Source organism: Rhodobacter viridis, assembly GCF_003217355.1.
In the GTDB taxonomy this organism is placed as follows: Bacteria; Pseudomonadota; Alphaproteobacteria; order Rhodobacterales; family Rhodobacteraceae; genus Rhodobacter; species Rhodobacter viridis.
In genome coordinates, this window is sequence record NZ_QJTK01000013.1 from 65,255 (window position 1) to 84,868 (window position 19,614).

Here is a 19,614-nt window from a genome sequence, read left to right on the forward strand (position 1 = left end):
GGAAAGGCCCCGCCTTTCCCGGCCTCAATGCGCCTCGGCCCAGCTCGCCCCCTGCCCCGCATCGACGACAAGCGGCACAGAGAGCCGCACCGCCGGATCGGCCGCGCCTTCCATTGTCGCCCGCGCCGCGGCGATGAGCCGATCGACGGCGCCCTCTTCGACCTCGAAGATCAATTCGTCATGCACCTGCAACAGCATCGTCGCGGGCAGATCGGCGATGGCCGCTGGCATGCGGATCATCGCGCGGCGGATGATGTCGGCCGCCGCACCCTGAATCGGCGCGTTGATCGCGGCGCGTTTGGCAAAGCCCGCCCCCGGACCCTTGGCGTTGATCTCGGGCGTGTGGATCTTGCGCCCGAACAGCGTCTGCACGAAGCCGTTCGCTTTTGCAAAAGCCACGGTCTCGTCCATATAGGCGCGGATGCCGGGGAAACGCTCGAAATAGCGGTCGATGAAGCCCTGCGCCTCGGCCCGCGGAATCCGCAGGTTGCGCGCCAGACCAAAGCCCGAGATGCCGTAGATGACGCCGAAGTTGATCGCCTTGGCGCGGCGGCGCACCATCGGGTCCATCCCCTCGACCGGCACGCCGAACATTTCCGAGGCCGTCATCGCGTGAATGTCGATGCCCTTGGCGAAAGCGTCCTTCATCTCGGGCAGGTTCGCGACATGGGCAAGGATGCGCAGTTCGATCTGGGAATAGTCGAGCGAGACGATCTTGTGCCCCGGCGTCGCCACGAAGGCCTCGCGGATGCGGCGGCCCTCATCCGAGCGCACGGGGATGTTTTGCAGGTTGGGATCGGTCGAAGCGAGCCGCCCGGTGTTCGCCCCCGCGATGCTGTAAGACGTGTGCACGCGCCCCGTATCCGGGTTCACATGCGTCTGCAGCGCGTCGGTATAGGTCGATTTCAGCTTCGCGATCTGGCGCCAGTCGAGCACCTTCGCCGCCAATTCCGCCGCCTGCTTGTGATCTTCCATCGTGGTGATGTCTTCCAGCACATCGGCCCCGGTCGCATAGGCGCCGGTCTTGCCCTTCTCGCCACCCGGCACGCCGAGCTTGTCAAAGAGGATTTCCCCGAGTTGCTTGGGCGAGCCGACGTTGAAAGGCTGCCCGGCAAGGGCCTGAATTTCCTCCTCGAGCCCGGCCATGCGCTGCGCGAAGACATTCGACATCCGGGCAAGGACGGTGGGATCGACCTTGACGCCCGCCATCTCCATCTCGGCCAGAACCGGCACCAGCGGGCGTTCCAGCGTCTCGTAAACCGTCGTCACTTTCGCGCGGTGCAGGAGTGGCTTGAAGGCGGCCCATAGCCGGAAGGTGATCTCGGCATCCTCGGCGGCATAGGCCGTGGCCTTGTCGATCGCCACCTTGTCGAAGGTCACCTGCGCCTTGCCGGTGCCGATCAGCTCCTTGATCGGGATCGGGCGGTGATGCAGATATTCCTCGGAAAGCGCGTCCATCCCGTGCCCGTGCAGCCCCGAGAACATCGCGTAAGACATCAGCATCGTGTCGTCGAAAGGCGCGACGCGAATGCCGCGCCGGGCGAAGATCTTCCAGTCATATTTCATGTTCTGGCCGATCTTCAGGATCGCCGGGTCTTCCAGAACCGGCTTCAGGATCGCCAAAGCCTCGTCCATCGGCATCTGCCCCGCGGCCCGCGCGGTGGTGCCGAAGAGATCATCGCCCCCGGTGGTATGGCCAAGCGGCACATAACAGGCCCGCCCCGGCCCGGTGGAAAGCGAGACCCCGACCAGATCGGCCTGCATCTCGTCGAGCGAAGTGGTCTCGGTATCGACGGCGAGCACGCCAGTCTTTTGCGCCTCGGCAAGGAAGACCGAGAGCGCCGCGGCATCGGTGATGCACAGATAGCGCGCGGTGTCGATCGGCGCGACCTGCTCTGCCTCGGGCGCCAGACGGGCTTGCGGCGCCGCCCCCTCGGCCCAGCGCGCGGCGGCATCGGACTTCGGCGCGGGGGCGCCCACCGGCACCGCGCGGCCGAATTTCTCGGCCACGCGCTTGGTCAGGGTGCGAAACTCCATCGCCTCAAGGAAGGCGATCAGCGCCGCGGGTTCGGGCTCTTTCACCTCGAGCGTCTCCAGCCCGAAGTCGAGCGGCACGTGATCTTCGAGTGTGACGAGCCGCTTCGAGACCCGGATCTGATCGGCGAAATTGACCAGCGTCTCGCGGCGCTTCGGCTGCTTGATCTCGCCTGCCCGTTCCAGCAGCGTTTCCAGATCGCCATAGTCCGCAATGAGTTGCGCGGCGGTCTTGATGCCAATGCCCGGCGCGCCGGGCACGTTGTCGACGGAATCGCCCGCCAGCGCCTGCACGTCGATCACCCGGTTTGGGCGGACGCCGAATTTCGCCTCGACCTCATCGGGGCCGATCACGATGTTCTTCATCGCATCGAGCATCACCACGCCATCGCCGACGAGCTGCATCAGATCCTTGTCCGAGGAAATGATCGTGACCTTGCCCCCAGCCTCGCGCGCCTGTCGGGCGAGCGTCGCGATGATGTCATCGGCCTCATAGCCCTCGATCTCCAGACAGGCGAGGTTGAAGGCGCGGGTAGCGTCGCGGGTCAGCGGAAATTGCGGCCGCAGATCCTCGGGCGCCGGGGGGCGGTTTTCCTTGTAGGCGGGGTAGATCTCGTTGCGGAAGGTCTTCGAGCTGTAGTCGAAGATCACCGCCGCATGGGTCGGCGCATCGGCGCCCTTGGCGTCCTCGATGTAGCGAAAGATCATGTTGGTGAAGCCCGCCACGGCGCCGACGGGCAGACCGTCGGATTTGCGCGTCAGCGGCGGCAGCGCGTGATAGGCGCGGAAGATGAAGGCCGAGCCGTCGATCAGATGCAGATGGCAGCCTTTGCCGAAACTCATGGTGGCCTCCCCTTTTGGTCTCTTGTGCCACAGCCCCCCGCAAACGAAAAGGCGGCCGCGGGGGCCGCCTTCGAAACGCGCACGGGGCGTGGAGTGTCAGTGGTCTTCGACGGCGTTGGCGCGGTCGATGATGAATTTCTTGCCGCAATAGGGGCAGCAGATCTCGCCGGTGTCGCGCGGGATCGTCAGATAGACCTTGGGATGGCCCAAGGCGCCTTCGCCGCCGTCGCAGGCGCCTTTCCAATGGGTGACGACCTTGATTTCGGGGGCGTTCGGCATGGCTGGCTCCTGAGCGAGGCAATTGGGTCGGGCGGAGTTATGCGAAATATCGCCGCAGCGCGCAAGCTTTCCAAACGGGGGCCCCGGTCGGGCCGCCGGGGGCTTTGCCCGCCACAAACGCAAAGGCCGGGGGGCTTTGCCCCCCGGGGCCCCCAGCGTATTTGCACCAAGAAGAAGAATGGGGTGTTTCTTCTTGGCCCAAATACGCCCTGTCGCCGGTGCGGCTGAGAGAAAGATCAGTCGGTGCAGATCATCGGGCCGATGCAGCGCCCGGCCAGGATGTGCAGGTGGAAATGCGGCACTTCCTGCACGCCGTTCTCGCCCGCATTGGTGATCGCGCGGAAGCCCTTGCCCGCCCCATGCGCCTCGGCGCCGATCAGATTCACCACCGCGGCGACGGCGCGGGTGAAATCGACGATCTCGGCCTCCGAGGCTTCGGCACAGAAATGATCGTAGGTGACGTAAGGCCCCTTCGGGATCACCAGCACATGATCGGGCGCTTTCGGCGCGATGTCGCGAAAGGCCAGCGTGTGCTCGGTTTCCAGAACCGTGCGGTTGGGGATCTCGCCGCGCAGGATGCGGGCGAAGATGTTCGTGGTGTCATAGACATAGGCCAAGAGTGTTCTCCTCAATCGACGAACAGATAATCGGTTGCCGCGATCTGATGTGCAAGATCGAGGTCGATGCCGAGGAAGGCCGCCAGCGGGGCTGCGTTGTCCTCGGGGCTTGCCGCTTGCCGGATGCGGTGGAAGGCCGGAAAGCCAGCGGCCCGCATCTGCTCGCTTTCATGCGCCAGATCGTTGCGGATCGTCGGCAGAAGCCGCGCCAGCACCTCGGGCGGCGTGTGCTCGCCCGCAAGCCCGACGCGGCGGGCATGGCCGATCAGATAGTCGTCGGAAAAGTCGCATTCGATTTCCAGAACCCGCGTCGCGCATTTGTCGGCGGCGAAATCCAGCATCAGATCGATCGCCGCCGGATCAAGGCACAGCACGAGCCGGTTGCTCTGGTAATAGTCGAACATCATCCGCAACAGCGCGCGCCGGTGCCGGTTGCGCTTGTCCAGCGTGCGCTCGATCCCGCCCAGATCGGGCAGCCCCCCCGCTTCGTTGAAGATGTAGTCGAGCGTGGGCAGGTCGGTGCGATGACGCACCTGTTCGACCAGCCGCTTCGCCACATGCCATTTCTTGCTGACGACCAGCATCAGCGTGCGCTCGCGGCCAAGCGAGGCCTCGCGCTCCCAGAACCGCGGCGCGAAGCGGCGCCCCTCGCGGCCGCGGCCCGTCAGGAAGCTGAAGAGCGAGCGCCCCTCGTTCGAGACATTGAACGACACCCCGCGCTGCGCCCAGAGCGCCCCCAGACGGTCTTTCAACTCAAGCGCATCCGGGCTGATCTTGCGGGCGAACAGGTAATCCTGCGCCAGCAGCAGGTCGTAATGGTCGTTGTAGAAGGTCACCGGCATGCCGTAATCGGTGAACATCAGGAAAGTGAGCGTGCGGCGCCGGATCTCGGGTTCCGGCACCAGATGCGGCACGATGGTCTGGAAGAAGGTCTCGTCCGGGATCCATGTGGTGCGGAAGAAGCGCACGACATCACGGCGCGCGGCGCAGAACCCCAGCACCGCCTCGATCGTGCGCCGCCGCAGGCACCACCATTGCGAGCCGATCATCATCTGCAGATCGTCGGGCACCTTGCGGGTCAGGCCGAGCCGCTTTTGCCACTCGAAGGAGGTGTAAAAAAGTCTCGGTTGCGTGCGTTCGTTGAACCAGTGCCGATAGGTCAGCCGCTCTTCCTTGAAGCCGGTCTTGATCCAGTCCGAGGTGAAGAAGTCGAAACATTCGATGTAATCGGCATCGCTGGCATCCAGAAAGTGATGCGCGAATTCCGCCGTCTTCACCGGCATGCAATCGCCTGACAGCATGTAGAAATGTGTCGCCTGCGGAAAGGCCTCGAGTGCGGCGCGGACCGCCTGCAGCGTCGCCTCGACAAGGCTCCATTCGCCCCAGCCGCATTTGCGCCGCTTGCGCGCGAAGGTGACCGAAGGGTTGGTCGCGAGCGCCTCGCGGATCAGCGCGTAATCCTCTGCCGAGGCCCGGGCGTCGAAGTGGATCGAGACGAAATCCCCCGCCGAGGTCAGCCGCTCGGCCTGCGCGATGATCCCCTCGGGATCCTTGTGCGTCAGCAGGATGAAGGCGATTTTTGCCATACTGGAAACAAGCCACCCGCTCTTTTGCCTTATTCGCCTAGATACCGTCAAAGGACATTGAAAAAACAGAGGTTCTTTGCTTCATAGGAAGGAATTCTTGAAGAGTGGTGTGACAGGGTTGGCGCACTGCGACTGGAGGTTGACTTCATGGGGTTTCCCGGCACCTGGATGACCGAGAGCGAGAGCGTCGTCTATCGGGTCGTTCCGAAATGCGCCTGCTCGTCGATCGGGCAGATCATGTATTATTCCGATAACGGCAAGTTCTTCGACGGCGACATTCACGACAGTACCGCGGGCCTGCACAAGTGGTCGCAAGAGGAAAGCCAGACGGCGATCGAGGCGAACGTCAAGGCGCACAAGTCCTATGCCTTCACCTGCGTGCGCAACCCCTATGCGCGGATCCTGTCGTCCTTCTTCGACAAGATCGCGGGGATTCAGCGGAACGGCAAACGCTATCGCGGCGCGCTGGTGCCGCAGCTGATCCAGAAATACGGCATCGATGTCGGCAGCCCGGAGAACGGCTTCGACTTCGATCAGGTGGCCTCGTTCCGCCGGTTTTTGCTGTTTGCGCGCGACACCATCCGCTGGCGCCGCCCGATGGAGCCCGACATTCACTGGTCGGCGATGTCGGGGCATATCTCGACCTTCATCGTCAACGGCGGGCGCTACGACCACATCTTCTTCACCGAGAAATTCGACGAGGGGATGCAGGTCGTTCTGAACAACATCCAGACGCCGCATCCGGTCGATCTGAAGAAAGTGCCGAAATTCAACGAAAGCGAAGGCCACGGGCCGAAGCGGGCGCATCCGGTAAGCGCCTATTTCGACGATCTGTCACGGCATCTGGTGTGGGAAATCTACCGCAAGGATTTCCAGCTGTTCAAATACGACTTCGACAATCCCGACAACAAGATGCCGATTGGCGAGGTTGATCTGGACGAGGTGCATGTGAAGCTGGGCGATTGAGGTCCGCCGCGCAGGGGGCGCTGCCCCCGCCGAGGCGATGCCTCGGCCCCCCGAGATATTTGGGGCAAGATGAAGCAGGAGGTCAGGCGGGCTGCTTGCGCGCCTCGAACAGTACCTGACCGCGCGGCAGCATGCGGTCGTGTTTCGTCAAGTCCCAGCCCTTGGACGCGGCCAGAACATCGGCTTCCAGCCTGTGCCGGGGCGGGCGGTCCGGGTGGGTCACGACGCCATCGGGCTGACGGTATGGCTGATGCGCCTGCCCCTCGGGCGCCAGAAACACCGTGAAGAGAAAGACTTCGAGCCGCGGAAACCGGGCCAGATTGCTCAGCGCCTGCGCCAGACAGTCGTTCGGCAGATGCGGAAAGACGGCAAAGGCGATCGCATGGGTGATCGTGTCGGGCAGGCCCGGAAAGGCGAAGGCGTCATCCGCGATCAGCTGCGCCGGGTCGAGCCGCGCAGGATCGGTCAGTTCCGCCGCATGCCCCGCCAGCATCAGATCGCGCGAGGCATCGGTGCCCCAGTAATGCCCGGGCTCGAGATAAGCGACGGCCTTGCAGCCCAGCCGCAAGGCCCCCGCCCCGATATCGAGAAGATGGTGGTGGGGGGCCAGCCCCCCCACCTCGGTCAAGGCCGCCATCTGCGCCCGCCCGGTTTCATCCCAGCGGCCACCGACGATGGCGCGGTGTCGCCCCTCGGCCAGCGCCTTGCCGTAGAAATCCGGCGCCAGATAGGGCGAGCGGCCCATCGATCAGAGCAGCCCGGCCTGCTTGAACAGCGCCTTGATGTCGGTTTCGGGCCGCGCGCCGTAATGGCTGATCACCTCGGCCGCCGCGATGCAGCCCATCTTGCCCGCGATCTCAAGGCTTTGCCCGGTCGCGATGCCGTAAAGGAACCCGGCGGCGAATTGATCGCCTGCGCCCGTCGCATCGACCGGGACGACGCGATGCACCGGCACCTCCACCCGTTCGGTGCCGCGGATCACCACCACATCGGCGCCCGAGCGGGTGCAGACCACCAGCCCGCATTCCGTAGCCGCCTGTTTCAGCGCGGTTTCCAGATCGGTCTGGTAAAGCGAGGCCCATTCGTGCTCGTTGCCCAGCGCGAAATCCATCTCGTCCTTCACCAGACGGCGGAAGCTGTCGCGGTGACGATCGACGCAGAAGGGGTCCGAGAGCGAAATGCCCGCCCGCCCGCCGCCGCGGTGGCAGCCCTGCGCGGCTTTGAGAAAACCCGCCTTGCCGTGATCCTTGTCGAAAAGATAACCCTCAAGGAACAGCATCTCGGTGTTCTCGACCACCTCAAGGGCCACGTCTTCGGTGGAGAGTTCCGCCGAGATGCCAAGGTAGGTGTTCATCGAGCGCTCGCCATCGGGCGTCACGAAGATCATCGAGCGCGAGGTCGGCAGATCGGCGCCCTTCACCGGCGGGTTCGGGAAATCCGTACCCTCGGCATTCAGCGCGGCCTTGTAGAAATGGCCCAAAGTGTCATCGGCGACGCGGCCGATGAAAGCGGCGCCAAGGCCAAGGTTGCCCAGACCCGCGATCGTGTTGCCGACCGAGCCGCCGGGAGCCTCGGTGCGTTCGTGCATGGCGGCATAAAGCTTTTCGGCGCGGTCGCGCTCGATCAGCTGCATGATGCCCTTTTCGATGCCCATCGCGGTCAGGAATTCGTCGTCACATTGCGCGATCACATCGACGATGGCGTTGCCGATGCCGACGACCTGATATTTCTTCATGCGGTTTTCTCCTCGAAACGGCACAGATCGCGGATCAGGCAATCGGCGCAGCGGGGTTTGCGGGCGGTGCAGATGTAGCGCCCGTGCAGGATCAGCCAGTGATGCGCGTGGCGCTGATATTCCACCGGCACATTGTCTTCGATGGCGCGCTCGACCACGTCGACATCCTTGCCCGGACAGATGCCCGAGCGGTTGCCGACGCGGAAGATATGGGTGTCGACCGCCTGCGCCGGATGGCCCCAGCCCATGTTCAGCACCACATTCGCCGTCTTGCGCCCGACACCGGGCAAGCTGACCAGCGCCGCGCGCGAGGACGGCACCTGACCGCCGAAGCGCTCCATCAGCAGGCGCGACAGCGCGATCACGTTCTTCGCCTTGTTGCGGTAAAGCCCGATCGACTTGATATGCTCGATCAGCCCGTCCTCGCCCAAGGCCAGCATCTTTTGCGGCGTGTCGGCGACGGGCCACAGGCCGTGCGTGGCCCTGTTCACCCCCACATCGGTCGCCTGCGCCGACAGCGCGACGGCGACGAGCAGGGTGAAGGCGTTCACATGCTCCAGTTCGCCTTCGGGATGCGGGTTGGCCTCCGCGAAACGGCGGAAGACCTCTTTCATCGTCGGGTAATCAAGCTGCGCAACCATGGCCCCCTTCTGCCCGCCGATCCCGCACGGGGCAAGAGGAAGCGCGCAGGATTAACCGAATTCGGCAATTTACGGACAATTCGCCGCCGCCGTTAATCTTTCGTTTGCCGTGATGCGAAAGAATGGGGCTGTTCTGAAGGGACGGGAGAGGCAACATGGACTACGGTTATCCGGTTTCGGTGCTTGGCCGCGCCGCCGAGCAGGGTCTCTGGTCGCTGGACCATGATTTCGATGCCGCCACAATGCTTTGGCAGATCACCCATGGCGAGGCCGGGGCAGAGCTGTGCGATGCGATGGGCCATGTGATCTTGCAAGGCACGCTGACCGCCGATGTGCCGCTGGTGCTGCAAAAGCCCGAAGGCGGGACGATCCGTCTCGACCGGATCGAAATCGACGGGGTGCTGTGCCTTTATGTGCCGTCGGAACTGCTGACCCCCGGCATCGACTATGCCGAGGCGGAGCCGTTCGCCCTGCCCGCCCGCGCCGCCGGTCCCGAGGAAATCGCCGCCCTGCCCTGCCTTGGCGGCGGCACGATGATTGCCACGTCCGAAGGTCCGGTGCCGATCGACTGGCTGCGTCCGGGCGATCGGGTGCTGACGCGCGACAACGGCTATCAGCCGCTCCTCTGGGTCGGCCAGCACACGATGCCGCGCCGCGCGCCCAGCGACACGCGCCCGCTTCTGCTCGCCGCCGCCTGTTTCGGCGAGGCCCTGCCCGAACGCGACGTGCTGCTGTCGCCCGGAACCGGGGTGCTTCTGGCCGGGCATGAACTGGAACTCTGGTTCGGCGAATCCGAGATGTTCGCCAAGGCCTGCCACGCCCTGCCCAAGGCCGAGGCCGAGGCGGGGCCGCAGAAGCTCTATTCCATGCTGCTCGCCACGCCCGAGGTCGTACTGGCTGAGGGGATGTGGGTCAGTTCGGTCCATGCCGATGCCGCCTACATGTCGCTTTTGCCCGACCGCATCCGCGGTTCGATCGGTTCGCGCGTCAAGGCGGGCCATGCCGATCCGATCCGCGCCTGGCTGGAGGATTGGGAAGTGGCGATGTTCCGCCGCGAACGCCTCGCCCGGGCCCGCCGCGTCGCCGCCTGAGCCGCGCGCGCCGAAACCGCAGCTTTCGGGTCGCCTTGCTGGTGCGATCCCCCTAAGCTGCGGCGAAGAAAGGCGTGCCCATGTCCGAAAACACTCCGGTCGAAGACCACTACCATTATCGCGTGATCGCCCGTGCGATCGCGGAAATCGACGCGGCGCAGGCCGAGGCGCAAGCGGCAGGCCGCCCGACGCGGATTTCGCTCGACGCGCTGTCGGCCCGGCTTGGCCTTTCGGCACCGCATTTCCAGCGGGTGTTTTCGGCCTGGGTCGGGGTCTCGCCCAAACGCTACACGCAATACCTCTCGCTTGGCCTTGCCCGCGAGCTGCTGGCGCAGAAACTGCCGCTTGACCGGGTGGCCGAGGCGGCGGGGCTGTCGACCGCCTCGCGGCTGCACGATCTGATCCTGCGCTGGGAGGCGATGACCCCGGGCGAGCTGGCGGCAGGCGGCACCGGCTTGACGATCCGCTGGGGCCGCTTCCCCTCGCCCTTCGGCCCGGTGCTGGGCTTTGGCACCGCGCGCGGGCTTTGCGGCCTCGCCTTCACCGAGGAGATGGGATTTGACACCGCCTTTGCCGACATGATCGCGCGCTGGCCCGGTGCAGAGTTGATCGAGGACCCGGCCCCGCTCGCCGACTGGGTGGCCGCGGCCTTTGGCGGTGCGGCCGAGACCCGGCTTTCCGTCATCGGCGCCCCCTTTCAGATCAAGGTCTGGGAGGCGCTCCTGGCCATCCCCTCGGGCGAGGTCTGCACCTATTCCGACATCGCCCATCGCATCGGCAGCCCGCGCGCGGTGCGGGCGGTGGGCACGGCGGTCGGGCGCAACCCGGTCGCGGTGCTGATCCCCTGCCACCGGGTGCTGCGCGCTTCGGGCGGGCTGGGCGGCTATCACTGGGGGCTGCCGCTCAAACGGGCGCTTCTGGCGCGCGAAGCCGCCCGGCGCGAGGCGGAACAGGGCCTTTGCGCCGCCTCGGCCTGACATTCTCGCCTGAAGTTGATGCGCAAAATTCCGCCAAGATTTCACAGGGCATGGAACCGCAGCGAAAATCTGGCGTAGAATGGGACAGAACGGCCAGGATGGCCGCAAGCACAAGGGCAGTTCCATGACCAAGACCTCTACCCTCCTCATCGCCTGCACCGGCCTTTTCGCGCTGAGCGCCTGCACCGACCCCTATGATCAGGGCTACAGCGACTCCTCGAGCGCCGACCCCTATGCCAACACGAAAAGCGCCGCGATCACCGGGGCGCTGATCGGCGGCGTCTTCGGGGCGACCCGGGGCGGCGACGACAAGCTGGCCAAGGCCGCGACCGGGGCGATGATCGGCGGCGCGATTGGCGGGCTGATCGGCAACCAGCTCGACAAGCAGGCGCAGGAGTTGCGGCGCGATCTGGATACCAACGGCGTCTCGGTGGTGCGTCAGGGCGACCGTCTGGTCGTGACGATGCCGCAAGACGTGCTCTTCGCCGTCGACAGCGCCTCGGTGCGCCCCGACCTGCAGCGCGATCTTTATACGCTCGCGGGCAGCCTGAACCGTTACCCCGACACCACCGTCGATGTCGTCGGCCACACCGATTCGGACGGCGATGCCGCCTACAACCAGCGCCTGTCGCAGGACCGCGCCAATTCGGTGGCCAATGTGCTGATCGGCGCTGGCGTGCCGCGCTATCGCGTCGTCGCCTATGGCCGCGGCGAGGAACAGCCGGTCGCCTCGAACCTGAGCGCGCAAGGCAAGGCGCAAAACCGCCGCGTCGAATTCATCATCCGCCCGAACCGCTGAGACCGGGCGACGCGCGCAAAAAGGCCGGGCCCCGTGCCCGGCCTTACCATTTCCCATTGCCCGGCTTTTTCATTGGTCATAGTTTCTGACCACGGGAGAGAGAAATGCCATTCCAGAAGATCGAATCCGAGAAACTTGCCTCGGCCGTGGTGCGTCAGATCGAAAATCTGATCGTCGAGGGTGTGCTGCGCCCGGGCGAGCGCCTGCCCTCCGAACGCGAATTGTCCGAGCGTCTGGCGGTCTCGCGGCCGTCCCTGCGCGAGGCCGTGGCCGAGTTGCAGGAAGAGGGCCTGCTGACCACCCGCGCCGGCTCGGGGATCTTCGTCGCCGAGGTGCTCGGCTCGGCCTTTTCGCCCGCGCTGATCCGGCTTTTCGCCCGAAACGATCAGGCGGTCTTCGACTATCTCGCCTTCCGGCGTGATCTGGAAGGCATGGCGGCAGAGCGAGCGGCCAAGATGGGCTCGGACACCGATCTGAAGGTGATCGACGCGATCATGTCCAAGATGGAAACCGCCCACAGCAAGCGCAACCCGGCCGACGAGGCGACGCTGGATGCGCAGTTCCACATGGCCATCGTCGAGGCCAGTCACAACATCATCATGCTGCACATGATGCGCTCGATGTTCGATCTGCTGTCGGAAGGCGTGTTCTACAACCGTCAGATCATGTTCCGAAACCGCTCGACGCGGGAATCGCTGCTGGAACAGCACCGGGCGATCAACGCGGCGATTCAGGCGCGTGACGGCGTGGCGGCGCGGGCGGCGGTGGCGGTGCACATGGAATTCGTGGAAGTGGCCCTGACCGAGTCGCGCAAGGCGGAAAAGCACGAAGCGCTGGCGCGGCTGCGGTTGCAGCACCAGAACGGCAAGACCGCCTGAACCGGTAGATCAGTCGCGGGGCGGCGGCGGCAAGGCCGGATCGCGCAGACATTTCGACAGCGGCAGCGCTCGCAGCTTGTCGATGAACCAGACCTCGCCCTCGGCCGCATTGCCGTAATCGCCCGAGGCGCAAGCGCAGCCATAGCCGTATGAGCCGTTGGTCTCGACCCATTCGTCGCCGAACTCCGCGTCGGACCAGTCCAGATTTTCCCAGCCGCCGACTTCCAGCGAGCCCTGCGAGGCGAACCACCAGCTGCCATCGGCATCGGTCAGGTAAAAGTTGCCCGGTGTCGGATTGACGAACCAGCCGCAGCGGGTTTCAGACCGCGCCTCGGCTTGCGCCGCGCTTGCGAGCAGTCCGAACGCCAGCGCAAGCGCCACGATCTTAGCCAATCAGGCCCCCGTCGCTGTCCTCGCCCGCCTCGATCAGCAGCCGATCCATGTCGGGCACCGTGACGTGACGTTTTCCTTCGAGTTCGATGACACCATCGCGCTTGAGAGCGGAAATCTGCCGACTGACCGTCTCGAGGGTGAGGCCGAGATAGTCCGCCATCGCCTCCCGCGTGAGGGGAAGATCGAAGGTCAGATGCCCCCGCAGCTTGCGGTGACGAATCGACGCATCGCGGCGCGCGACGATCGACAGAAGCGAGGCAATCTTCTCGCGCGCGGTCTTGCGGCCGAGCAAAAGCATCCATTCGCGGGCGGCGTCGAGCTCGTCCAAAGTCATCTGAAGAAGCCGCTGCGCGAGGTGCGGCGTGCGCTCCATCAGCTCTTCGAACGGCTTCCGGCGGAAGCAGCACATCAGGATATCGGTCGTCGCCGTGACGTTGTAAGCGGCGCGGTCGCGGCCAGGTCTTCCAACAAAATCAGAGGGTAAGAGGAGACCGACCATCTGCGTGCGACCATCTTCGAGGGTCTGGGTGAGGGTCGCGATCCCCGAAACGACCGAGGCCACAAAGTCCATCTTGTCCCCCGACCAGATCACTGTCTGACCGGCTTCGAAGCTGCGGTAATACTTCACCGCCTCGAGTTCATCGAGCTCGGAACTCTCGCATCTTGCGCAGACGGCCCGGTGCCTGATCGGGCAGTCTCCGCACTGCAGCGAGACTGGATGAGCGTCGTCGTGAGACATTGCTTTGCTTGATTTGGGACAATACTTTGTTCGCGTCGTGAAGGATACAATACGCCCATGAAACATGAATCGCAACTCGCCCGGCTCGGTCTCTTCGATGCCAAGGTGCCCCGCTACACCAGCTACCCGACTGCACCCCATTTCTCCAAGGATATCGGCCCCTCGCAGTTCATCGAGTGGATCGAGGCGATTCCGGCGGGGGCGTCGATCTCGCTTTACATGCACGTGCCCTTCTGTCGGCGCCTGTGCTGGTTCTGCGCCTGCCGCACCCAGGGCACGCAGACCGATGCACCGGTGAAAACCTATGCCGAGACGCTGATCAAGGAAGTCGAGCTTCTGAAATCGCATCTCGCGCCGGGCGTGAAGCTGTCGCGTCTGCATTGGGGCGGTGGCACCGCGACGCTTCTGCCGGCCGATTCGATGCGCAAGATCTGCGACGCCGTCTTCGAGGCGGTGCCGCTGGGCGAAAAGGGCGAATTCTCGGTCGAGATCGACCCGAACGAGATTGACGACGAGCGCATGGATGCGCTGGCGCAATCGGGCATGAACCGGGCTTCGGTGGGCATTCAGGACTTCGACCCCTTCATCCAGTCGGTGATCGGGCGCGAACAGACCTTCGAAGTGACGAAGATGGTCGTCGACATGATCCGCGACCGCGGCATCAACAGCCTGAACGCCGACATCCTTTACGGCCTGCCGCATCAGACGCCGCAGAAGATGACCGAAAGCGTCGAAAAGGTGCTGTCGCTGAAACCCGACCGCGTCGCCTTCTACGGCTATGCGCACGTGCCGTGGATGTCGCGCCGTCAGTCGCTCATTCCGTCGGAAAACCTGCCGACGCCGCCCGAGCGGCTGGAGCTGTTCCACCTGTCGCGCGAGCTGTTCACGAATGCGGGCTACGACGTGATCGGCATCGACCACTTCGCGCTGCCGCATGACGGTCTGGCCACCGCGCTGAAAGCGGGCAAGCTGCGCCGCAACTTCCAGGGCTATACCGACGATCAGGCGGAAGCTCTGGTGGGTCTCGGCGCCTCGTCGATCTCGCGCTTCCCGCAGGGCTATGCGCAGAACGAAAGCCCGACCGGCACCTATACGGCGGCGATCCGCGACGGCAAGTTCTCGACCCACCGCGGTTTCGTCTTCTCGAAGGAAGACCTGATGCGCGGCCGTCTGATCGAGATGCTGATGTGCGACTTCAAGGCCGACAAGGCGGAACTCGTGACCGAATGGGGCGCCGATCCGGTGGCGCTGGACGCCGAATTCGCCTCCTGCGCCGCGAAGTTCGAAGACATGGTGACGGTGACCGAAGCGGGGCTGGAAATCCCCGAACAGGGCCGCCCGCTGACGCGGATGATCGCGCGTCACTTCGATGGCTATGACCTCTCGAAAGCCGGGCACAGCTCGGCGATCTGAGGGCGCTTCCATAACAAGGGAAGGGCAGACTGGGCGCCGCAAGGCGCCCATTTCTTTTGCCGGACGGCGGCGCAGCATCGGTCTGGGGGGGAGTCCGGATGATCGCTCAGATCGCGGCGAAAGACCGGTAGCGCAGGCGTTGCGTGACAAGCGATTGCCACTGCCATCCGGCGCGCAGGGGCGGCAGGCAGTGGTTTGCCCATCTCGCGTGGCCCCAACCGCCCTGCCCCGGATCGGGCAGGACCAGCACCTTGCAGCGCTGCGGCCTTTGCCATTCCCGCGTCCAGACAAGATCCCAACGCGGCCCGGCAAAGCGAACCCGCCATCCGTCGCGCGCCAGATCGGCGGCGAGGCGATCGAGGCCGGTCTCCGCAAGCTCCCAGTCGCGCGGGCGGCGGGTGGTCAGGGCAAGAAGCAGACGCGACAGCATGACGTCCTCCTTCGTGACAAAACGGCGCGGCAGAGACGGGCCGCCGCGTCCGGCCGATCAGGCCGCGACCGCCCCGGAAAGCGGCCGCACGACGATCCGCCAGATCTGCGGATCGCGATGACGCAGAAATTCCTGACGGGCGGCCTCCGGATCGTCGGTGATCTTGCGCAGCACGAGGCCATTGATCCGATGCGGCTGCTCGGTCCGGGTGTCGATCATCATGACGACAAAAAGGGGCAAGGCCGTCATGCCAGCACCCAGTAAATCGCCCCGGTCCAGATCATCAGGCCAAGGCCGAGGGCGACGGCGGCAACCGCACCCGACGGCAGAGCAAGTTTCGCGCCGCCCTCCCCCTCGCCCACGCCAGTTCGGCACAAGGCAACGGGCGCGGCGTCGAAGCCATAAGCTTCCGCGGTCAGAATGGGCGCCGCAAACTGCATCTGAATGGGACGATGGCTCCGCGCACCCGGAGTTACGGACATCGGCAGGAAGTAGGTCATGGCGTTTCCTTTCCTTTACGACTGGCCATGGCGATATACTCTACAAACTCGGTCGTGTTTTCAAGGAAATATTCTCGCTCAATTCTGTCGTCTTTTGGGAGATTATTTTTCAGTCGTGTCCGTCAAGCCGGTGCAATTTCCCGGGCGGCCTGAGGCCATGATCACGCGGCTTTCGTGGTGGTGCCGCGAAGGGGTCGATCTGCGCGAAAGCCTCGATCCTCATGGAGCGGCTTGATGATTGCCAGTCTTCGTTGGCTTCGAAGAGCATCGAGCCTTTGCCCGCCACTGGTCCGAGTACAATGGCGAACGCGGTTATAGCGCGCGATACGGGCGTTCTGCTGAGGCTGGCCGGGTTGGATGCGCCGGATCGTGAGGCCCCGTTTCTCAGCCCAGATCAGCAGCTTGCCGCTGATGTGGTCCGGGCCGTTTTCCACCCAGATGGTGCCGGGCTTGCCGCGCCATTCGACGATGCGCTCAAGCCTCGGGATCACCCGCTCGACGGGCAGCGAGAAATCGACCTCGATGCCCAGCCCTTCGCGGTTGCAGTCGTCCAGCAGGTTCAAGAGCCGGAACTGGCGTCCGTCACCTGGCCTCTCGGCCATGAAGTCCATCGACCAGGTCATGTTGGGCACCTCCGGCAGGCCAAAGGCGGCAGATCCGGCAGTCAATCGCGCGGGTCCGCGACGATCTCGACCACCTCATCGCGCTTGAAGGCGAAAAATCGGAACGCGGTCAGGACACGCCCGACCGTGCCGAGACGTTGCGCGCGCTGATCGAGAAGATCATGCTGCATCCTGTGCCGTCAGCGACGGCAAAGGGGGGCGTGGAACTGGTGGCGGATCTTCACGGCTCGCTGGCAGGGCTTTTGCGTCTAGCGACCCCAACTTCGACAGCAAAACGACCAAGTAATTGATTTCACTATAGCGAAGATGGCCAAAATGTAACTACAGGCTGGATTTCAGGTCGGCTTTGGCAGGTTGAGGGTGTCGAAAAGGTCCAGTTGTTCGGGGCTCGGTGTGGTGATGCCCTCGAGATTTCGGTCGGCGATCCGTGCCTGGTGGCGATGGATGCGCGCCAGAAGATCGAGGGCGGTGCGGGGCTGGCGGCGTGGCCCTTGGCCTTCAGCCGCATGCGCACCACGCGGTAAAGCACCAGCGCCAGAAAGCAGATCAGCGCATGGGCGCGGATGCGGTCGGGCAGCCGATGATGGACCGGCGCGATCTCGATGTCGGATTTCAGCACCCGGAACCCGCGCTCGATATCGGCCAGCGCCTTGTAGCGGGCAACGGTGTCGGCGGGGCTCAGCTCGGGCGCGTTGGTGATCAGCGCAAGCTTGCCGTCGAAGAGTTCCGCCTCGGCGATGGCCTCTTCGTCGAGCGACCAGCTGAAGCGGTCGGCGCTGTAATCGGCCTTGAGGAAGCGGGTCAGCTCTTCCTCGGCGACGGCGCGGGTGAAGCGGCTGAAGGCGCCCCGGTCCGAGGCGCGGCGGCCGCGATCGGTCAGCCCGTCATCTTGGGCGTCAAGCTTGCGCACCATCTTTTCGGCCAGCGCCTCAAGCTCCGCGATGCGGGCGCGGCGCCTGGCGGATTGCTCGGCAGCACGCAGCGGATCCTGCGCAACGATCAGGCGGTGCCCGGCAAAGGCGGTCTCGGCCAGGCCCTCGGCATCGAAGGACAGGCCACGGAAGGTATCGCTCAGCTCGCCGTAACGGCGGGCGGGAACGGCCAGGATGAACTCGAGCTTGCGCCCGCCCTGATCCGCCAGCGCATCGATATTGTCGAGGCTCAGCAGGCCGCGATCCGCCACCAGAATGACCCGCTCGACCGGGAAACGCGCCAGCACCGTCGCGAGCATCGCCTGCAGGGTCTTCGTTTCGGCGACATTGCCGGGATGCACCGTGTGCATCAGCGGCAGGCCCTCGGCCGTCTGCACCGCGCCGAGCACGAATTGCCGCGCGATGCCGCCGGTTTCCTTGTTCATTCCGAAGGCGCGCAGGTCCTCCTCAAGCCGGCCCTCGCCGTGGATGCGCACCGTGGTCAGGTCGTAAAACACCACGGCCAGATCGCGATCGACCAGAGGTCGGATCTGTTTGGCCAGCTCCATCTCGACCCGCTCCGCATGATCCATCAGCGCATCCATGGCGCGCAGCAGGTGCTGATGCGTCACGGTCTCGGGCATGGCGGCATCGCCACCGTCTCGAGCCAGCGCAGGCAGCCCAGCTTGCTTTCGGGCTCGCAAAGCCGGTTGAACACCATGGCACGGATCAGCGCCTCGGCGTCGACCCCCCGTTTGCCCGAACACAACGCCCGGCCAAGGGCGCGGTCGAAGCCAAGGTCTTTCCAAAGCTCGTGCAGCGCGAAGACGCCGCCGAAGCTGCGGGCGGCACCGTAGCTGATCTTCAGCTTCGCGGGCTCGGTCCAACCGGCGGCCCGGCTGAGGCCGCGAATGAGGGCGTCGAGCTGCCCATCCTTCATCTCGTCGACGCGCCCCAGATTGGCGATCACCCGCAGCCGAGGCTTCCCGGCCTCGTTGCGGAAGGACTCGACGATCTGCAGGTAGCGGCGCCCGCCGCTCTCGGTGATGCGCGTGAACATGTGATGCAGGATGGCGCCTCTGGGTCATTCACGCAATGCACAATATTGATGCGGCGTGTAACTACACTAAATCTGCCGAAATGGCACCACCCATCAAGCTAACGCATTGAAATCCCGTGGATCGCCTAGCGTGCAGGTGCCGAAAATCGCCACGAACTGTCGAACTTGGGAGCGACGGGTCAGCCTGTGCATGTGGTGAGGCGCGTGAGGTGATCCCCAGCCAGCGGACAGTTTGCTAAGCTTGCCGCCAAGGAAGACGAGGACGAACAGCGTGGCTGGCAAACGGCAGAACTATGTAAGGGCGAAAATTATTTCGGAATATGGAGATAATTGAGCCGGAACGAAACCGCACCAAGGCATTGGGAAATATAGCGATTTCAAACCTTCTGGAAAAGCAAGTGGTCCGATGAAAGCAACAATCCGATGCAAATTCATCCCATTGAAAAAGCTTGACTAATCGCCTTGAGCCCTTTGGGGCCTCACAACGTCAGACAGGCATTAACTACCCATTAGGAACCCAACCCAGCTTCGATTTCCAGAAAGTCCTCGCTCTCCAAAACGGAAAGAAGTTCGTCGATCTGCTGATCTCGTCTCTTCTCAATGATGCGGACCACGAGTTCGAGAAGCTCATTTTGCGGATATGCTGCGGCGGAGTAGGCTAGGAAAAGCCTACGAATCTCGTCTTCTACTTCATCAAATCGCCGCCCGATCGCACGAATTTGAGGATACGAGAAAGGCCGCTGCCAATGAGAAGTATACTCTCCAATGGCGAAGATGGCTAAGCCATGAATGGTGTCTTCCCATTTCAGCTTGCGCGTCCCGAGTATCGGTTCACGGAGGCCGAACTCATCGCCCAAAATGCCAACAATCCGAAGCTCTGCCTTGTAGGGAACCGCGCGCCGACTGCGCCAGCTCGCAATCGCTTGCTTTGAATAACCAAGCTTTGCCGCCAACTGTTCGTCGGTCGTGACGCTCAGGGCAGCTTTGACACGCTCAATGTATACCCTGACGTCCTCAGCCATGGTTCTTGACATATCCCGATTTATAGTCTCTGACTACTTTATGCAGTCAGAGACCACATTCATGAGCGCCATCACTC

General features: G+C 64.1%; 20 protein-coding genes and 2 pseudogenes. 6 read left to right on the plus strand and 16 right to left on the minus strand.

Features of this window, described 5'->3' with window-relative positions:
• Positions 1-24: 24 nt before the first annotated feature.
• From polA to C8J30_RS14610, 4 genes are all read right to left on the minus strand, one after another.
• Positions 25-2,877, minus strand: coding sequence for a DNA polymerase I (polA, locus tag C8J30_RS14595; RefSeq protein ID WP_110806571.1), 2,853 nt, complete (start codon positions 2,875-2,877; stop codon positions 25-27).
• Between the two features lie 96 nt (positions 2,878-2,973).
• Positions 2,974-3,156 (minus strand): zinc-finger domain-containing protein, encoded by a 183-nt coding sequence (locus tag C8J30_RS14600; RefSeq protein WP_110806572.1) that lies wholly within the window; start codon positions 3,154-3,156, stop codon positions 2,974-2,976.
• 236 nt (positions 3,157-3,392) lie between these two features.
• The gene (locus C8J30_RS14605) at positions 3,393-3,773 is read right to left on the minus strand and encodes an HIT domain-containing protein (RefSeq protein ID WP_110806573.1); all 381 of its coding nucleotides are present in this window, start codon (positions 3,771-3,773) and stop codon (positions 3,393-3,395) included.
• An 11-nt stretch (positions 3,774-3,784) separates the two neighbouring features.
• On the minus strand, positions 3,785-5,359 hold the full coding sequence (locus tag C8J30_RS14610) for a DUF5928 domain-containing protein (protein WP_110806574.1): 1,575 nt from the start codon (positions 5,357-5,359) through the stop codon (positions 3,785-3,787).
• A 147-nt stretch (positions 5,360-5,506) separates the two neighbouring features.
• Here C8J30_RS14610 and C8J30_RS14615 point away from each other — a divergent pair, with 147 nt between their 5' ends.
• On the plus strand, positions 5,507-6,325 hold the full coding sequence (locus C8J30_RS14615; RefSeq protein WP_110806575.1) for a sulfotransferase family protein: 819 nt from the start codon (positions 5,507-5,509) through the stop codon (positions 6,323-6,325).
• Positions 6,326-6,407: 82 nt separating this feature from the next.
• On the opposite strand, the gene C8J30_RS14620 is transcribed toward C8J30_RS14615, so the two are convergent.
• From C8J30_RS14620 to nth, 3 genes are read right to left on the minus strand one after another with little or no spacing between them, the layout of a single operon-like run.
• Positions 6,408-7,070, minus strand: coding sequence for a class I SAM-dependent methyltransferase (locus tag C8J30_RS14620; RefSeq protein WP_110806576.1), 663 nt, complete (start codon positions 7,068-7,070; stop codon positions 6,408-6,410).
• Positions 7,071-7,073: 3 nt separating this feature from the next.
• Complete coding sequence (locus tag C8J30_RS14625; RefSeq protein ID WP_110806577.1) at positions 7,074-8,060, minus strand: adenosine kinase; 987 nt, start codon at positions 8,058-8,060, stop codon at positions 7,074-7,076.
• Positions 8,057-8,701 carry an endonuclease III gene (gene nth, locus C8J30_RS14630; RefSeq protein WP_110806578.1) on the minus strand — a complete coding sequence of 215 codons (645 nt, stop codon included), beginning with the start codon at positions 8,699-8,701 and terminating at the stop codon, positions 8,057-8,059. The genes C8J30_RS14625 and nth overlap by 4 nt, the downstream gene beginning before the upstream one ends.
• Positions 8,702-8,856: 155 nt before the next feature.
• On the opposite strand from nth, the gene C8J30_RS14635 reads away from it, so the two are divergent.
• From C8J30_RS14635 to C8J30_RS14650, 4 genes are all read left to right on the plus strand, one after another.
• On the plus strand, positions 8,857-9,792 hold the full coding sequence (locus C8J30_RS14635) for a Hint domain-containing protein (protein WP_110806579.1): 936 nt from the start codon (positions 8,857-8,859) through the stop codon (positions 9,790-9,792).
• 80 nt (positions 9,793-9,872) lie between these two features.
• Complete coding sequence (locus C8J30_RS14640) at positions 9,873-10,769, plus strand: methylated-DNA--[protein]-cysteine S-methyltransferase (RefSeq protein WP_110806580.1); 897 nt, start codon at positions 9,873-9,875, stop codon at positions 10,767-10,769.
• A gap of 124 nt (positions 10,770-10,893) precedes the next feature.
• A complete protein-coding gene (locus C8J30_RS14645) occupies positions 10,894-11,568 on the plus strand; it encodes an OmpA family protein (protein ID WP_110806603.1) in 675 nt (224 codons plus the stop codon).
• A gap of 104 nt (positions 11,569-11,672) precedes the next feature.
• The gene (locus C8J30_RS14650) at positions 11,673-12,446 is read left to right on the plus strand and encodes a FadR/GntR family transcriptional regulator (RefSeq protein ID WP_110806581.1); all 774 of its coding nucleotides are present in this window, start codon (positions 11,673-11,675) and stop codon (positions 12,444-12,446) included.
• A gap of 9 nt (positions 12,447-12,455) precedes the next feature.
• Here the strand turns inward: C8J30_RS14650 and C8J30_RS14655 are convergent, their stop codons facing one another.
• Together C8J30_RS14655 and fnrL are read right to left on the minus strand one after the other, a co-directional pair.
• On the minus strand, positions 12,456-12,839 hold the full coding sequence (locus tag C8J30_RS14655) for a DUF4087 domain-containing protein (RefSeq protein ID WP_220033762.1): 384 nt from the start codon (positions 12,837-12,839) through the stop codon (positions 12,456-12,458).
• Positions 12,832-13,578 (minus strand): transcriptional regulator FnrL, encoded by a 747-nt coding sequence (gene fnrL / locus C8J30_RS14660; protein WP_110806582.1) that lies wholly within the window; start codon positions 13,576-13,578, stop codon positions 12,832-12,834. Before fnrL ends, C8J30_RS14655 begins: the two co-directional genes overlap by 8 nt.
• A 57-nt stretch (positions 13,579-13,635) precedes the next feature.
• On the opposite strand from fnrL, the gene hemN reads away from it, so the two are divergent.
• Complete coding sequence (hemN, locus tag C8J30_RS14665) at positions 13,636-14,991, plus strand: oxygen-independent coproporphyrinogen III oxidase (RefSeq protein WP_110806583.1); 1,356 nt, start codon at positions 13,636-13,638, stop codon at positions 14,989-14,991.
• 106 nt (positions 14,992-15,097) lie between these two features.
• On the opposite strand, the gene C8J30_RS14670 is transcribed toward hemN, so the two are convergent.
• From C8J30_RS14670 to C8J30_RS14695, 7 genes and pseudogenes are all read right to left on the minus strand, one after another.
• On the minus strand, positions 15,098-15,421 hold the full coding sequence (locus C8J30_RS14670) for a hypothetical protein (protein WP_110806584.1): 324 nt from the start codon (positions 15,419-15,421) through the stop codon (positions 15,098-15,100).
• Positions 15,422-15,478: 57 nt separating this feature from the next.
• Entirely contained in the window at positions 15,479-15,670 is a 192-nt protein-coding gene (locus C8J30_RS14675) for a hypothetical protein (RefSeq protein WP_110806585.1), read from the minus strand.
• Positions 15,667-15,921, minus strand: coding sequence for a hypothetical protein (locus C8J30_RS14680; RefSeq protein ID WP_146227923.1), 255 nt, complete (start codon positions 15,919-15,921; stop codon positions 15,667-15,669). Before C8J30_RS14680 ends, C8J30_RS14675 begins: the two co-directional genes overlap by 4 nt.
• 299 nt (positions 15,922-16,220) lie before the next feature.
• Positions 16,221-16,562, minus strand: a pseudogene (locus tag C8J30_RS14685) (DDE-type integrase/transposase/recombinase); the annotation flags it as partial.
• Positions 16,563-16,585: 23 nt separating this feature from the next.
• The gene (locus C8J30_RS19265) at positions 16,586-16,714 is read right to left on the minus strand and encodes a hypothetical protein (protein WP_281269381.1); all 129 of its coding nucleotides are present in this window, start codon (positions 16,712-16,714) and stop codon (positions 16,586-16,588) included.
• A gap of 165 nt (positions 16,715-16,879) precedes the next feature.
• Positions 16,880-18,515: pseudogene (locus C8J30_RS14690) on the minus strand (IS1634 family transposase).
• Between the two features lie 509 nt (positions 18,516-19,024).
• Positions 19,025-19,537 carry a helix-turn-helix domain-containing protein gene (locus C8J30_RS14695; RefSeq protein WP_181420898.1) on the minus strand — a complete coding sequence of 171 codons (513 nt, stop codon included), beginning with the start codon at positions 19,535-19,537 and terminating at the stop codon, positions 19,025-19,027.
• Positions 19,538-19,614: the final 77 nt, after the last annotated feature.

What these genes read in the sequence shown, in the direction of transcription:
- polA (WP_110806571.1), bottom strand. Translation starts at nt 2,877, where the DNA reads ATGAGTTTCGGCAAAGGCTGCCATCTGCATCTGATCGACGGCTCGGCC.
- C8J30_RS14600 (WP_110806572.1), bottom strand. Translation starts at nt 3,156, where the DNA reads ATGCCGAACGCCCCCGAAATCAAGGTCGTCACCCATTGGAAAGGCGCC.
- C8J30_RS14610 (WP_110806574.1), bottom strand. Translation starts at nt 5,359, where the DNA reads ATGGCAAAAATCGCCTTCATCCTGCTGACGCACAAGGATCCCGAGGGG.
- C8J30_RS14615 (WP_110806575.1), top strand. Translation starts at nt 5,507, where the DNA reads ATGGGGTTTCCCGGCACCTGGATGACCGAGAGCGAGAGCGTCGTCTAT.
- C8J30_RS14620 (WP_110806576.1), bottom strand. Translation starts at nt 7,070, where the DNA reads ATGGGCCGCTCGCCCTATCTGGCGCCGGATTTCTACGGCAAGGCGCTG.
- C8J30_RS14625 (WP_110806577.1), bottom strand. Translation starts at nt 8,060, where the DNA reads ATGAAGAAATATCAGGTCGTCGGCATCGGCAACGCCATCGTCGATGTG.
- nth (WP_110806578.1), bottom strand. Translation starts at nt 8,701, where the DNA reads ATGGTTGCGCAGCTTGATTACCCGACGATGAAAGAGGTCTTCCGCCGT.
- C8J30_RS14635 (WP_110806579.1), top strand. Translation starts at nt 8,857, where the DNA reads ATGGACTACGGTTATCCGGTTTCGGTGCTTGGCCGCGCCGCCGAGCAG.
- C8J30_RS14640 (WP_110806580.1), top strand. Translation starts at nt 9,873, where the DNA reads ATGTCCGAAAACACTCCGGTCGAAGACCACTACCATTATCGCGTGATC.
- C8J30_RS14645 (WP_110806603.1), top strand. Translation starts at nt 10,894, where the DNA reads ATGACCAAGACCTCTACCCTCCTCATCGCCTGCACCGGCCTTTTCGCG.
- C8J30_RS14650 (WP_110806581.1), top strand. Translation starts at nt 11,673, where the DNA reads ATGCCATTCCAGAAGATCGAATCCGAGAAACTTGCCTCGGCCGTGGTG.
- fnrL (WP_110806582.1), bottom strand. Translation starts at nt 13,578, where the DNA reads ATGTCTCACGACGACGCTCATCCAGTCTCGCTGCAGTGCGGAGACTGC.
- hemN (WP_110806583.1), top strand. Translation starts at nt 13,636, where the DNA reads ATGAAACATGAATCGCAACTCGCCCGGCTCGGTCTCTTCGATGCCAAG.
- C8J30_RS14670 (WP_110806584.1), bottom strand. Translation starts at nt 15,421, where the DNA reads ATGCTGTCGCGTCTGCTTCTTGCCCTGACCACCCGCCGCCCGCGCGAC.
- C8J30_RS14675 (WP_110806585.1), bottom strand. Translation starts at nt 15,670, where the DNA reads ATGACGGCCTTGCCCCTTTTTGTCGTCATGATGATCGACACCCGGACC.
- C8J30_RS14680 (WP_146227923.1), bottom strand. Translation starts at nt 15,921, where the DNA reads ATGACCTACTTCCTGCCGATGTCCGTAACTCCGGGTGCGCGGAGCCAT.
- C8J30_RS19265 (WP_281269381.1), bottom strand. Translation starts at nt 16,714, where the DNA reads ATGCAGCATGATCTTCTCGATCAGCGCGCGCAACGTCTCGGCACGGTC.
- C8J30_RS14695 (WP_181420898.1), bottom strand. Translation starts at nt 19,537, where the DNA reads ATGGCTGAGGACGTCAGGGTATACATTGAGCGTGTCAAAGCTGCCCTG.